General features: G+C 54.9%; 10 protein-coding genes, 1 tRNA gene and 2 pseudogenes. 4 read left to right on the plus strand and 9 right to left on the minus strand.

Annotation, left to right across the window (positions count from 1 at the left end):
- Window positions 1–81: 81 nt before the first annotated feature.
- From L5220_RS00275 to L5220_RS00310, 8 genes and pseudogenes are all read right to left on the minus strand, one after another.
- Window positions 82–1,833 carry a ribonuclease J gene (locus L5220_RS00275; protein ID WP_448515464.1) on the minus strand — a complete coding sequence of 584 codons (1,752 nt, stop codon included), beginning with the start codon at window positions 1,831–1,833 and terminating at the stop codon, window positions 82–84.
- A gap of 75 nt (window positions 1,834–1,908) precedes the next feature.
- Window positions 1,909–2,796 (minus strand): 4-hydroxy-tetrahydrodipicolinate synthase, encoded by an 888-nt coding sequence (gene dapA, locus L5220_RS00280; protein WP_448526821.1) that lies wholly within the window; start codon window positions 2,794–2,796, stop codon window positions 1,909–1,911.
- The gene (locus L5220_RS00285; RefSeq protein ID WP_499497612.1) at window positions 2,796–3,272 is read right to left on the minus strand and encodes a hypothetical protein; all 477 of its coding nucleotides are present in this window, start codon (window positions 3,270–3,272) and stop codon (window positions 2,796–2,798) included. Before L5220_RS00285 ends, dapA begins: the two co-directional genes overlap by 1 nt.
- Before the next feature lie 7 nt (window positions 3,273–3,279).
- The gene (gene proC / locus L5220_RS00290; RefSeq protein ID WP_499570895.1) at window positions 3,280–4,083 is read right to left on the minus strand and encodes a pyrroline-5-carboxylate reductase; all 804 of its coding nucleotides are present in this window, start codon (window positions 4,081–4,083) and stop codon (window positions 3,280–3,282) included.
- Window positions 4,076–4,432 (minus strand): annotated as a pseudogene (locus L5220_RS00295) (cell division protein SepF); the annotation flags it as partial. The pseudogene L5220_RS00295 and the gene proC, both read right to left, overlap by 8 nt.
- Before the next feature lie 540 nt (window positions 4,433–4,972).
- Complete coding sequence (locus tag L5220_RS00300) at window positions 4,973–7,165, minus strand: PAS domain-containing sensor histidine kinase (protein WP_499570897.1); 2,193 nt, start codon at window positions 7,163–7,165, stop codon at window positions 4,973–4,975.
- Between the two features lie 30 nt (window positions 7,166–7,195).
- The gene (gene msrB, locus L5220_RS00305) at window positions 7,196–7,606 is read right to left on the minus strand and encodes a peptide-methionine (R)-S-oxide reductase MsrB (protein ID WP_099798371.1); all 411 of its coding nucleotides are present in this window, start codon (window positions 7,604–7,606) and stop codon (window positions 7,196–7,198) included.
- Window positions 7,607–7,712: 106 nt separating this feature from the next.
- Window positions 7,713–8,207: pseudogene (locus L5220_RS00310) on the minus strand (RNA-guided endonuclease InsQ/TnpB family protein); the annotation flags it as partial.
- Between L5220_RS00310 and L5220_RS00315 the strand changes: the two are divergent.
- Complete coding sequence (locus L5220_RS00315) at window positions 8,191–8,547, plus strand: zinc ribbon domain-containing protein (RefSeq protein WP_499570899.1); 357 nt, start codon at window positions 8,191–8,193, stop codon at window positions 8,545–8,547. The pseudogene L5220_RS00310 and the gene L5220_RS00315 overlap by 17 nt on opposite strands.
- Here the strand turns inward: L5220_RS00315 and L5220_RS00320 are convergent.
- Window positions 8,524–9,948 carry an aminotransferase class I/II-fold pyridoxal phosphate-dependent enzyme gene (locus tag L5220_RS00320; protein ID WP_499570901.1) on the minus strand — a complete coding sequence of 475 codons (1,425 nt, stop codon included), beginning with the start codon at window positions 9,946–9,948 and terminating at the stop codon, window positions 8,524–8,526. The genes L5220_RS00315 and L5220_RS00320 overlap by 24 nt on opposite strands.
- 58 nt (window positions 9,949–10,006) lie before the next feature.
- Here L5220_RS00320 and L5220_RS00325 point away from each other — a divergent pair.
- From L5220_RS00325 to gcvP, 3 genes are all read left to right on the plus strand, one after another.
- Window positions 10,007–10,080, plus strand: a tRNA-Pro gene (locus tag L5220_RS00325).
- Between the two features lie 56 nt (window positions 10,081–10,136).
- The gene (locus L5220_RS00330; protein WP_499570903.1) at window positions 10,137–10,781 is read left to right on the plus strand and encodes a class I SAM-dependent methyltransferase; all 645 of its coding nucleotides are present in this window, start codon (window positions 10,137–10,139) and stop codon (window positions 10,779–10,781) included.
- Between the two features lie 36 nt (window positions 10,782–10,817).
- Entirely contained in the window at window positions 10,818–13,685 is a 2,868-nt protein-coding gene (gcvP, locus tag L5220_RS00335; RefSeq protein ID WP_499570905.1) for an aminomethyl-transferring glycine dehydrogenase, read from the plus strand.
- The last annotated feature ends 7 nt before the right edge of the window (window positions 13,686–13,692 follow it).

Below are 13,692 nucleotides of genomic sequence, written 5' to 3' on the forward strand. Positions count from 1 at the left end.
GTTGGGGATCTTAGGTGCTGCTCCCAGCCTAATGCAACACTCTATCCTTAATTGGATGGTATTTGGTTGCCATGCTGCTCATTAGGACACAAGGGAAGCCGTGCTGCGGCGGCGACGAATTCCGGTCGTCGCCGTGGGGCTGCTCTCAACCTCGATGGGCTGCAACAACAACAAGACAGTGGCATTGCCTTGCAACTCGCGGCGCACTAAACGCACCAGTTCGCGCTCTAGATGTGCTTTGATGCCGGCCCAATCCACGTCGCCGTTGCGAGCATACTCACTCCAGCGATCGCTTAGGGCAGTATCCACCGTCGCGTGTACCCATGCTTGCCATGCTGGGGGTTCAATGGGGGTGACCACACCACGCAAATGGACTTCTGGCGCTGCTTTCAGACTTCCATCACTGCCTACCGCAACGGCTACAGTAATAATCCCTTCTTCCGCTAACTGCTGACGCTCTTGCAGGACATGGGCTTTGACCAGCCCCCCCCGATCCATCAGCTCAATGCCTGCCGGTACCTTATCCACAACCCGTAGCGAGTCGCGGGTGAGTTCAACCACATCGCCATTATCAATAATCACCATATTTTCAGGGGGAATCCCCATGCTCTGAGCGGTTTGGGCATGCTTCACTAGCATCCGATGCTCACCGTGCACCGGCAAAAAGAACTTTGGCTTTGTCAAGGCCAGCATGAGCTTTTGATCTTCTTGGCAGGCATGCCCCGACACGTGAATTCCCTGCTCACGGCCATAGATTACCTTAGCCCCTTGCATCATCAGCCGGTCAATCATATTCACCACCGCAATGGTGTTTCCTGGAATTGGGTGCGCCGAGAGAATTACGGTATCGCCTTCGCGAATTTTAATTTTGTTGTGCTCCCCTTTGGAGATGCGGGTCAAAGCCGAGAGCGGCTCTCCTTGCGAGCCAGTGGTCAAGTACATCACTTGGTGATCGGGGTACTTGTGGATCATATGCAGGGGCACAAAGAGGTTATCGGGGCAGTGGATGTACCCCAACTGTCGCGCGTGGGCAATCACATTCAGCATAGAGCGCCCCAACACTGAAACAACCCGGCCATACTTTTGCGCCAGTTCTAAGGCCATGTTTAAGCGATGCACCGAGGAGGCAAAGGTGGTAAAGATAATCCGGCCCGCTGCTTGACTAAAGGCACGATCTAGATTGGGAAAGACCGATCGCTCCGAGGGGGTATGGCCGGGAACTTCGGAATTGGTAGAGTCACTAATGAGGCAGAGCACCCCTTTTTCACCATGTTCGGCTAGGCGCTGAATATCGAAACACTCACCATCGACGGGGGTAAAGTCAAACTTAAAATCCCCCGTATGGATAATGACACCGATGGGGGTGTGGATGGCCACCGAGAAACTATCGGCAATGGAGTGCGTATTGCGGATGTACTCCACTAAGAAGTTTTTGCCAAGGCGCACCATATCCCTAGGACGAACGGTGCGAATTTCCGTGCGATCGGCCACCCCTGCCTCTTCAAGCTTGCCCTGGAGCAGCGCCATTGCTAAGCGTGGCCCGTAGATGACAGGAATATCAAATTGCTTGAGGTGAAAGGCAATACCGCCAATGTGATCTTCGTGGCCGTGGGTAACAATCATTCCCTGAATTTTGTCGCGGTTTTGCCGCAGGTAGGTCATATCCGGCAGGACAATGTTCACCCCATGCATACCATCGGTGGGGAAGGCTAACCCAGCATCCAGCAGGATAATTTCATCGTTGTATTCAAACACGCAGGTGTTTTTGCCGATTTCGTGTAACCCTCCTAAGGGAATAATTTTCAGAGCGGCATTAGCAACGGATTGACTCATAAGTCTCCTTTAAGTTGAAGAATGAAATGACTAAGAAGCTTGATGGCGCAAACGTGTCGCTGGTGATCTAGGGACTCAGCGTTTGAGTAAGCCCAAAGAGAGCAGGACTGGTTTGATCTGGTTGATGACACCTTCGTTGGCGGCCACTAAGGGCAGTCGGGGGTCTCCCACGCTCCACCCCTGTAGAGCAAGCGCCGCTTTGATGGGAATGGGATTGGTCGTGACAAACAACGCCTTGAACAATGGCAGGAGTTGACAGTGTAGGGCGGTGGCGGTGGCAGTATTACCTTGAATATACGCTTGAATCATGTGCTGTAGTTGAATCCCCACGAGATGACTGGCCACACTGACTACACCATAACCACCAACGGCAAGTAAGGGCAAGGTGAGGGAATCATCACCGGAGTAAATGCGAAAGGTGTCGGGTAATTGTGACCGTAGGGCGCTGGCTTGATCTAGGTTGCCGCTGGCTTCTTTGATGGCCACAATGTTGGGCAGTTCCGCTAGGCGCACCACCGTTTCTGGTAGCAGGTTTTGCCCTGTTCGTCCAGGAATGTTATAGAGCATGAGGGGAAATTCGGGCACGGCGGTGGCGATCGCCCGGAAATGGGCATCCAGCCCCTCTTGGGGCGGCTTATTGTAGTAGGGAACGACGAGTAGAGCACCATCTAAGCCTAACTCTGCGGCTTTTGTGGTGGCGTGAATGGCCTCGCGAGTCGAGTTAGAGCCAGTTCCCGCAATGACCTTGGCCTTGCCTGCAACTGCTTGCTGGACGGTTTGAAAGAGTTGAAACTCTTCCTCCCATGTCAGGGTTGGCGACTCCCCCGTTGTACCACACACAACAAGACTATCAGAGCCGTTCGCCACAAGGTGCTCAGCAAGCGCTGCAGCAACATCGTAGGCGATCGCGCCATCGGCACGGAATGGTGTAATCATTGCCGTAATAACGCGCCCAAAATCCATCACTGTTGGTCTTCCTCTAGAACCTTGGCTAAATCCTGCCGTAACTGCTTGATAGTGCCAGAGCGACTATAGAGCCGCAGGCGATCGCTCAGGGATTCTACAACAATCGTGCCGTGGAGCCACGTGTGCCAAAACCGAGGGCGATAGATTTGCATATTCTCATTGGCGTCTGCAAGGGCATAGCCATGCTCCGTCAGCCATACCTGTAACTGCCGCGGTAGCTGTCGTGGGTTTGCAAGGGGTAACGCCAGCATCGTTGTATGGTTCCAGTAGGCCGCCACCACGCCAGCAACACTCCCCACTGCCAAGCCCCAACGGTAGGGAAAGGGCGACAATAGGCTCCAGTGAAAAACTTGGCTCGTGGTAAAAGCAGTAATGGCTGTGACCCAAGCGAAATAGTAAATAAATACCACCTTGACATCCAGACCCTCGATGGGTGGGGGATCAGCGTCAGGGCTCGCGTGGGGGTTGGTCATAGGCAAGTCAGTTGAGGGCTTGGGCACGCTGATAGGCTGCTTTTACGGTTTGGATTAGGGTTCCGCGCACGCCAGCCGTTTCTAGCACCTCAATCCCCGCAATGGTGGTACCCGCTGGGCTGGTCACTGCGTCTTTGAGTTGCGCCGGATGGATCTCGCGCTCGTCGAGTAATTTCACTGTGCCTGCTATTGTGCCATAAACTAGCGTTTGTGTCAGCGATCGCGACAGGCCAACCGCCACGCCAGCATCACAGAGTGCTTCAACAATGAGGGCAATGAACGCAGGCCCAGACCCCGAAAGGGCAGTGACCGCATCCATCTGGTTTTCTCTGAGCACCACCACCTCCCCAAGAACACTCAACAGCTCTTTAACAGCTACCACCTCTGCTTCGGTGGCGGCACTGTCGGTAGCAAGGGCAATGACGCCGGCCCCCACTTGGGCGGGGGTGTTTGGCATCGCTCGAAACGCGAGCCGCTGGGGAAACAGGCGACGAAGCCGCGCACTGGGAATCCCCGCCATGATCGAGAGGACTGTACCGGGATGCTGCACAACAGAGCTATCTGCCAGCTCTGATTCAATCTCGCTAAAGACCTGCGGCTTAACAGCTAAGATAACCGTGTGGGCGGCGGCAACGTCAGAATTACTGGCCACCGTCACGCCGTAGGTGCTATGGAGATAGGCTTGCCGCTCAGGCGATCGCGCCGACACAATGACCTGATTTGCCCCATAGCCGTTGGCAAGTAGCCGCGATAGCATGGCTTCTGCCATGCGACCACAACCAAGGATACCGAGGGAGTAGGAACTAGGCACTGCGGGGCTGTGACTGGAGATCCCAAGGGGAAGCGGCCACCGGTGCTGTAGCTGGGCGCACCCCTCCCACCTGCGTACTCACCTGGACACAGTTGGGGGTAAACAGAAAGATACTTTCACCAATGCGTTCTTGGTGACCATCAATCGTAAATGTGGCACCGGCAACAAAATCCACTGACCGCTGGGCTTGATCTGCTTCCATTAAGGTCAAGTTCAACACCACTGATTTGCGTTCTTTGAGGGCTTTGATCACCTCTGGCATTTCGCTAAAGCTGCGGGGCTGCATGACAATGACCTCTGCCACGGCGCCCCACCATCGTCCTGCATTCGGCATACCAATAACATTTGACCCGGTAGAGGCAGTCTCCATCCTAGGAGAAGGCGATGGCTCAGGATGGTGACCCAATGTTGGACGCGACATTGACCCTGACTCTGTGGGTGATTCCATCGTCAGTGTACTTGTGCCTGTAGCGACCGACGGGTCAGGATATTCCTCGTCATAGATTTCACCGTCTGGCGTGAGACCCATCAGGTCACGTAGTTTGCCCAACATAACGACTCACCATTGCTCCCAATAAATTTATGAGTTGATAAAATACAACCGACTTCTTTTGCCAAAAAGGATTAGCAAAAGAATAAACTAATGTCCAGATTCTATCTCGTGTTTCAACATCCTAATTTGCGCAGGAGGTTGCGACATTATGCACAAGTGTCCAAAGCAAATTGGGGACTAAAACAATGAGAGACCCTAGCTGGACATTTTACATCAAAGCCGTAGAAAAACATTGATTTGGCCTAAAGTTTCCCGTTTTTGCATGACTTTGTCAAGGGTGACGTTGCGTATAACCTGAGGCAAAGTCTATATAAGTTAAAGTCTATATAAAAAAATTTATATAAAGTCTGACGCGTCAGCCAGCGGTACGCTAAACCAGAAGCATGCCCCTTGAGGCGGGATACTCTCAACGCCAATATCGCCGCCATGGGCAGTGATAATTTGCCGACACAGGTAAAGCCCTAGGCCAATGCCTGTACGGTGGTGAGCCGCAGCACCCCGGTAGTACAGGTCAAAGAGATGGGGACGCTGTTCTGGCCGGATGCCGACCCCATTATCTGCAACGGTGCAGTAGAGCATCCCGTCCTTGGCGATCGCCCCGAAGCTGAGGGTCAGTCCCGGAGGATTATGCTTGAGGGCATTGGTAATCAGGTTTTCATAGACCCGGCGCAATTGCTCAGGATCCACCTTGGCAGGCGGTAGGGTGTCACTGACCTGCTGCTGAAGCTGGGTATTATTTTTTTCCAATAACGGTTTTAAGTCAATTAACACCTGCTCCAGCAGGGTGGCCACAGAGGTCGGGGTGCATTGCAGCGGCAGTGACTGGTTGTTGTCTAGGTGGATGTGTAAAAGGGTTTCTACAAGGTTGAGTTGCCGTTGTTGGCTCTGGTGAATGCGCTCAATCGTCGCGCGGGGCACAACCACACTATCGCCAGTTTGGGAGTGCAACAGGTGGTTCAGTAGCATCATCGTTCCCATGACGGGGGTGCGCAAATCGTGGGACACCGCGTGCAAAAACACGTCTTTGAGGTGGTTGAGTTCCTCCAGTTCCCGCATCTTTTGCTGTAACTGCTCTGTGCGCTCCGCCACTTGGTATTCCAAATTGGCATTCAGTGCCGCAAGCTGTTGGTACAGTTCTGCCTGTTGCAGGGCGATCGCCACTTGGGTAGCCAATTGCTCTAGAAACTGCTGTTCGTAGGGTTGCCATTGTCGGGGTGCACTGCACTGATGCACCCCCAAAAGCACGCGATCGCCCAAATAATCGTGTTGAATTGGAATTAATAGACAAGACTGAATATGATGCTGACGATGCAGCTCTCTTAGGGCGGGATCATCCTCGGGGAGGAGCTGGCAAGAAATCGATTGACTGGTGTGCAACAGCCACGTGCGGTAGTGACCATTGTGCAGCAGTAATTCTAAATGAGTCTCCCACTCCGGTGCCATGGCCGCAGCGACAATGCGAATTTGGCCGGAGCCAAGGTTGAGGCAGGCAATAAAGACGCGATCGCTTTGGAGGTAATTGCGGACTTCGAGCACCGTTGTCCGCAAAATATCTGGCAGGTCGAGGGTTTTGCGAATACGCAGGGCAATTTCCGCAAGGAGATGTTGGCGTTGTGCCGCCATTTGCACACTCTGCTCCGCCAGTTTCCGTTGGGTAATATCGCGCACCCCCACCACCCGCGCTCGGCGACCTTGGTAGGTAATCCATTTGCCCTGTACTTCCACAATCAGGGTTTCACCGCTTTTTGTGCGAGCCAATGCTTCAAAGGGCTGCTCACGGGGGGCGCGGATTCGATCTAAAATCAATTGCTGCGACGTGGGATGGGTGAGCACCAAGACCGACTGCCCCACCAACTCAGCACTGGTGTAGCCAAACAGTTGTTCCGCCGCCGTGTTGAGATCCACAATTTGCCCCTGCTCGTGGATAATCACCGCCTCAGAGGTGGCCTGAAAGAAACTTGCGAGGCGGGCTTCGCTTTGCTCTAGTGCCGCAAGGGTGCGATGACGCTCGCGGGTTTCAATGGCAAGGGACACCAAATCAGCAAGGGAGGCAGCAAACTGCTCTTCGGCCACTGTCCATTGGCGGGCAGTACCAATATGCTCATGGCAGAGAATACCCACCATTCTGCCTTCAACCCAAATGGGCACATCCAAGAGGGAGGTAATGCCCAAAGGGTCTAAGTACGCCGTGCAAAACTCCTGTGTACGGGGATCACTCCTTGCATCGTCTGCAGTAATGGTGCGCTCCTGCTGCAGTGCTGTGAAATACTGCGGATAGTCCGCTGCCGCCAGCGTCATGCCTGCTGTAAACACGTGGGCAGAGTGTTGAAATAACTGGACACACTCAATCTCTTGGCGATCGCCTGTATAAAACCACAGGCTCACCCGCTCCACATTTAGGCTACGGGCACTGGTACTCAGGACATCTTGGAGCAATTGCTCGAAGCTATCCTCTTGGAACTGCTGTCGCCGCGCCAGTTGCACTAAAATGCGGTTTAGACGTTGCAGTTGCTCCAGCCCCTTGCTCATCAGTGGAGAACTCCAGCAGCCAAGAACGGTCTAGCTAGAAGCACCGGCTGATTCAGCAACAAATTCTAGGGAGGCTGAATTAATGCAGTAACGCAACCCTGTAGGGGGCGGACCATCCTCAAACACATGGCCAAGGTGCGCATCACAGGTATTGCACAACACTTCAGTACGCACCATCCCATGGGACAGATCCTGCTCCAGACGAATTGACTGGGGATCAACAGGCTGCCAAAAGCTCGGCCAACCACTCCCAGAATCATACTTGGTATCAGAGCGAAATAGCGGGGTGCCACAACAGACGCAGCGGTAAAGACCGGGTTGTTTGTTGTTCCAATAGCAGCCCGTAAAGGCGCGCTCAGTCCCTTTTTTGCGGGTTACGTAAAACTGCTCAGGGGTTAACTGAGCCTGCCATTGCGCATCGGTTTTTATCACCTTAGCCATTATTTCCTCATGAGCGATAACGTTCGGCGAATGCTGATCTCAATCTCTAGGATAATCAGCAGACCGTTCTCCGTCTAGGAAAGCGATAGGAGTAAACTTCCCCGCCCTAGAAGGGCGAGGCTTTCTGTAGCCCTCCGGCTATCTCGCAAGCCAGCCAGGAGCCTCCAGGCAGCGTTACGGACTGCCCCAAAAGCGCAATATTGATTGCTCCATTTAGGTCTGCATCACCAATCCATCCGCAATGCCCACACTTGAACTTTTTTTCAGTCCTCAGCCCAATATGCAAGCAACAATGGCAGGTTTGACTGGTATAGGCAGGTGGTACAGCAACCACCTCAACTCCTTCCTTGATACCCTTGTATTCCAAGAATTGTCGCAACTGATAGAACGCCCAACTGTTCGACCGTCTCCGCTCGGTCGTGTTTCTCGGTTGCTGGTTGATTCTATCGCGAATGCCTGTCAAATCCTCGATAGCAACAATGGCATGGAGATGTTTTGCTTCACGAATGATGGATGCACTGATGGAATGATTGAGCCATCGCTGAAAACGTCTCTCCCTCCATGCCATTGTTGCTATCGAGGATTTGACCGGCATTCGCGATAGAATCAACCAGCAACCGAGAAACACGACCGAGCGGAGACGGTCTAACAGTTGGGCGTTCTATCAGTTGCGACAATTCTTGGAATACAAGGGTATCAAGGAAGGAGTTGAGGTGGTTGCTGTACCCCATGCCTATACCAGTCAAACCTGCCATTGTTGCTTGCATATTGGGTTGAGAACTGAAAAAAAGTTCAAGTGTGGGCATTGCGGATGGATTGGTGATGCAGACCTAAATGGCGCAATCAATATTGCGCTTTTGGGGCAGTCCGTAACGCTGCCTGGAGGCTCCTGGCTGGCTTGCGAGATAGCCGGAGGGCTACAGAAAGCCTCGCCCTTCTAGGGCGGGGAAGTTTACAATCGTGATCTGATTCAACTGCGGATCCGTCGCGCCGATAATGGTGCCCCCCATGGCCTGTACCTGTTGTAGTTCAGCGACGGTAGCAGCGGTAATGACTTCCCCGGCGATGATGGTGGGAATGCCGGGCGGGTAGGGGGCAATGGTTTCAGCGCTAATGTGATCAATGGCGGCTGCTAGGGGCACCACTTGGCGCTGGCTAAAGTACGTGGTACGCGGTGAAAGGGCTGGTGAAGAGACCGCAGGCAACGGCGGCACTGCTATAGGCGGTAGTGGCTGTACCGGCTGATGGGTCTGGTGGATGGCTCGCAAGCGCTCCGCCAAGGTTCTTAACATCTGCGCTGTGGTTCCCAAGCCTACGCAAAAGGTGAGCGATCGCCCACTGGGGAGTTCGGCAATGATGTCGGGTTGCAGTTGCGCCTCTAGATCAGCCCCCGTAAGACCCAACGGCCATGTGCCAAGGGTTAAACGCAGTGGGTCTTGGGGGATATCTAGCCGCTCTAGGCGGGGTAAGGGACTCTCAAACGCTGCAACCCATTGCAGCAGGCGATCGTAGATCTCGTAGCCTTGGTGAACCATTTGCCAGGCTGCCGCCTCTAAGGCACTCAAGAGCCAATAACTGGGGCTAGTGGTTTGGACAAGGGTCACGGCATGGCTGACGCGTTCTGGTGCAACTCGCGTGCCTTGCAGGTGGAGCACCGCGGTTTGGGTGAGGGTGCCCAAGGTTTTATGCCACGACTGGATCACCAGATCAGCACCGGCGGCCAAGGCCGTGCTGGGAAAGCGCGGATGAAAGGCAAAATGACTGCCGTGGGCTTCATCGACAATGAGGGTCAGTCCCCGCTCATGAACGTGTTGGGCAATGGCCGCTAACGGAGAACACAGACCCTCGTAGGTTGGGCTGACAAGGACGACGGCTTTTGCGGTGGGATAGGCGGCTACCGCATTAACGACCGTTGCCAACGACACAGGTTCGGGAATGCCCCACAGCGAGTCCACGGCTACTCCCAAATATACGGGCTGAGCACCCGTTAGGATCAACCCAGAAATTACAGAGTGGTGAACATTGCGACCCACCAGCACCACATCCTTAGGCTCTAGGGTTGCCAACAGGGCAGCTAAGACCCCGGCAGTGGCACCATTCACTAAGCACCATGCGCGATCGCTCCCTGCTGCTGCGGCAATGGCAGCTTGAAGGTCGGCAAGCACACCGGTGGGTGCAGCTAAATTGTCGAGACCCGGGATCTCGCTTAAATCCTGCGCTAGGGCAGTGCCCCACAGTGCCCGTAAAGGAGCCGCCATGCCGCGACCCCGCTGATGACCGGGGGTATGAAACGGGCAGGAGTGCTGTTGCTGCACTAGGATATCCAAGAGAGGATGAGTCATAGGGCGATCGCGATGGCTTTCAGAAGCGTCGCCTGCAATGGTATCTTAAGTAAGTTATCGGGATGTAGCGCAGCTTGGTAGCGCACTTCGTTCGGGACGAAGGGGTCGCAGGTTCAAATCCTGTCATCCCGATTGGCTAGGAAGCCACGCATTTCTAAGGGTTTCGAGGATTCTTAAACTGAGTATCTATGGCAACTATTCTCCGCACTTGGAGCTATCAGTTCCCGTGGCTCTACGACACCATTAGTAGCATTGCCGCTGTTGCTGTGGGGGGGCGCGATCGCCTCCATCGTTTGGCTTGGCAAGGCTTAGAGCTACCCCGCAGTGCGGTGGTGCTGGATTTGTGCTGCGCCCATGGCATTGTCACTGAGTCCTTAACGGCTGCCTTTGATCAGGTCACTGGCCTGGATGCCTCCCCGAACGCGATCGCCCGGGCACGACAGCGAGTGCCCCAAGCCACCTACGTTGAAGCCTTTGCGGAGGCCATGCCCTTTGCCGCCGCGACCTTTGATCTGGTGCACACCAGTATGGCCTTGCACGAAATGCAACCCCAACAACTGACCGCCATTGTGGCGGAGGTGTGGCGGGTACTGAAGCCCGGTGGCTGGTTTGCCCTGATTGACTTTCACCGACCCCAGATCCCGCTGTTTTGGCCAGGGCTGGCGCTATTTTTCTGGCTCTTTGAAACGGAAACCGCATGGCAACTCCTGCGCACCGACTTAGCAGAGGTACTGCACGCGCAAGGGTTTGAACTCGCACAGCAGGACTACCGCTTAGGGCGAAGCTTGCAAATTATCCACGCCCGCAAACCTGTTTTGGCCGTCAGCCATTAAGATATATGAACAATTGACAGACGCTGTGATGCTTGTATGGTAAGTTCGCCACCCCACCTGCAAACGCCTTTAGATACCTCTGCTGAGTTTGTGGCTCGGCATATTGGTATTACGCCAGAGGATCTACCCGCCATGCTCAGCACGATCGGGTACACCACCCTTGGGGAACTCATCGATGCCGTGATTCCGGCAGATATTCGTTTGGCGCGCCCCTTAGACCTGCCGGAAGGGTTGAGTGAATCGGCGGCACTGGCCAAACTACGGGCGATCGCCCAAGCTAACCAAGTTTGGCGCAGCTACATCGGCATGGGCTATACCAATTGCATCACACCGCCCGTCATTCAGCGCAATATTCTTGAAAACCCCGGCTGGTACACCCAGTACACCCCGTACCAAGCAGAAATTGCCCAAGGTCGCCTAGAAGCCCTCCTCAACTATCAAACCCTTGTTACGGATCTAACCGGCCTAGAGATTGCCAACGCCTCCCTTTTAGACGAAGCGACTGCGGCGGCTGAGGCCATGACCCTCAGTTTTAACGTCTGCCGCCAGCAGGCGGCACGCCGCTTCTTAGTGGCGCAAGACTGTCACCCCCAAACCCTTGCCGTCTTAGAAACCCGTGCTCAGCCCCTCAATATCGAGATTGTGCCCATTGATCCCGCAGCGAGCGATCTGCCTTGGCAAGGAGCGTTTGGCCTGCTGCTCCAGTATCCAGCCACCGATGGCGCGATTCGGGATCCCCGTGCCCTGATTGCGGCGGCCCATGCCCACGGCCTACTGGTGACGATGGCCACCGATCTAATGGCACTGACCCTGTTAACCCCACCGGGGGAACTGGGAGCTGACATTGCCGTAGGTAGCTCTCAACGCCTAGGGGTGCCCTTGGGCTACGGGGGACCCCACGCCGCCTTTTTTGCCACCCGCGATGCCTTCAAGCGGCAGTTACCTGGCCGGTTGGTAGGGGTCTCCCATGACGCCTTGGGGCAACGCGCCCTGCGGTTGGCATTGCAAACCCGCGAGCAACACATTCGCCGCGAAAAAGCCACCAGTAACATCTGTACGGCGCAGGTGCTGTTGGCAATTGTTGCCAGTATGTACGCCGTCTATCATGGGCCAAGGGGCTTACGCCAGATTGCCGAGGGAATTCATCAGTTGACTCGGCACTTAGCCCAAGGGCTGGAAGATGCAGGGTATCGACTGCGGCACCCTGCCTTTTTTGATACGCTGCGCATTGATCTAGGCAGCCGTTCTGTAGCCGAGTTGCAACAGCACGCCAAAGCCGCAAAGATTAACCTGCGCTATTTTGCGGATGACAGTGTGGGCATTACCCTAGATGAGACAACCACCGCAACCGATGTGGCGGATCTCTTAGCGCTCTTTGCAGCCGTTATGCCCACCACACCTACCCCATCGGCCTTGCCCAAGGATCTAGAGCGCCAAACCCCCTATCTTCAGCACCCTGTTTTTCATCAGTACCACAGTGAGCATGGGCTGCTGCGCTACCTCCACCGCCTCCAAGCCAAGGATCTCTCCCTGACAACCTCCATGATTCCCCTTGGCTCCTGCACCATGAAGCTGAACGCCACAGTGGAAATGGTACCCATTAGCTGGCCAGAGTTTAATCAGCTTCACCCCTTTGCCCCTGCCGAGCAAGCCCAAGGGTATCAGCGGCTGTTTGCGGATCTCTCGGCGATGCTGGCGGAGATTACTGGCTTTGCGGCTATTTCGCTGCAACCGAATGCGGGGTCTCAAGGGGAGTACGCGGGGTTGCTGGTGATTCGCCAGTACCACCATAGCCGAGGTGAGTGCCAACGGGATGTGTGTCTGATTCCCACCTCTGCCCATGGCACCAATCCTGCCAGTGCGGTGATGGCGGGGATGCAGGTGGTGGCGGTCAATTGTGATGCCCAGGGCAATATTGATGTGGCGGACTTAGCTCTCAAAGCGGCGCAATACCAAGAGCGGCTAGCAGCACTGATGATTACCTATCCCTCAACCCACGGGGTCTTTGAACCCGAGATTCGCCACATTTGCGAGATCATCCATCGCCATGGGGGTCAAGTGTATATGGATGGCGCCAATATGAATGCCCAAGTGGGGTTGTGCCGACCGGCAGATTTTGGTGCCGATGTTTGCCATCTGAATCTCCATAAAACCTTTTGCATTCCCCATGGTGGCGGCGGTCCCGGCGTGGGGCCGATCGGGGTTGCCGCTCACCTTGCGCCCTTTTTACCCACGACTCAACTCTATCCGCATGAGACGGAAATAGGACCGGTCACTGCAGCACCGTGGGGCAGTGCCAGCATTCTGCCCATCTCGTGGATGTACATTACCCTGATGGGGGGGGTGGGGCTGACCCGCGCCACGGCGATCGCCATTCTTAATGCCAACTATATTGCCAAGCGGCTCGAGCCGTACTATCCGGTGTTGTACAAAGGGGCGCAGGGGCTAGTGGCGCACGAGTGCATTCTGGATGTGCGGCCTCTAAAAAAATCAGCCGGTATTGAGGTCGAAGATATTGCCAAGCGCTTAATGGACTACGGCTTCCATGCGCCGACGGTTTCGTGGCCAGTGCCCGGAACCTTGATGATTGAACCAACAGAAAGTGAAACCAAAGCAGAGCTAGACCGCTTCTGTGAGGCGATGATTGCCATCCGTGCCGAAATTGCTGAAATTGAAGCGGGTTTAAGCGATCGCCAACATAACCCCCTCAAACAGGCTCCTCMCCCCGCCTTGATGGTCTGTAGCGATGAGTGGCCGTATCCCTACTCGCGACAGGTGGCCGCCTACCCAGCCCCGTGGCTCCGCGAGTATAAATTTTGGCCTGCGGTTGCGCGGATTGATAATGCCTACGGCGATCGCCATCTGGTGTGTAGTTGCTCAACCAATCTGTTCGATCAATCGTGAGGAGGCC

It is taken from the genome of Synechococcus sp. PCC 6716, from assembly GCF_022570815.1.
Lineage (GTDB): Bacteria > Cyanobacteriota > Cyanobacteriia > Thermosynechococcales > Thermosynechococcaceae > Thermosynechococcus > Thermosynechococcus lividus.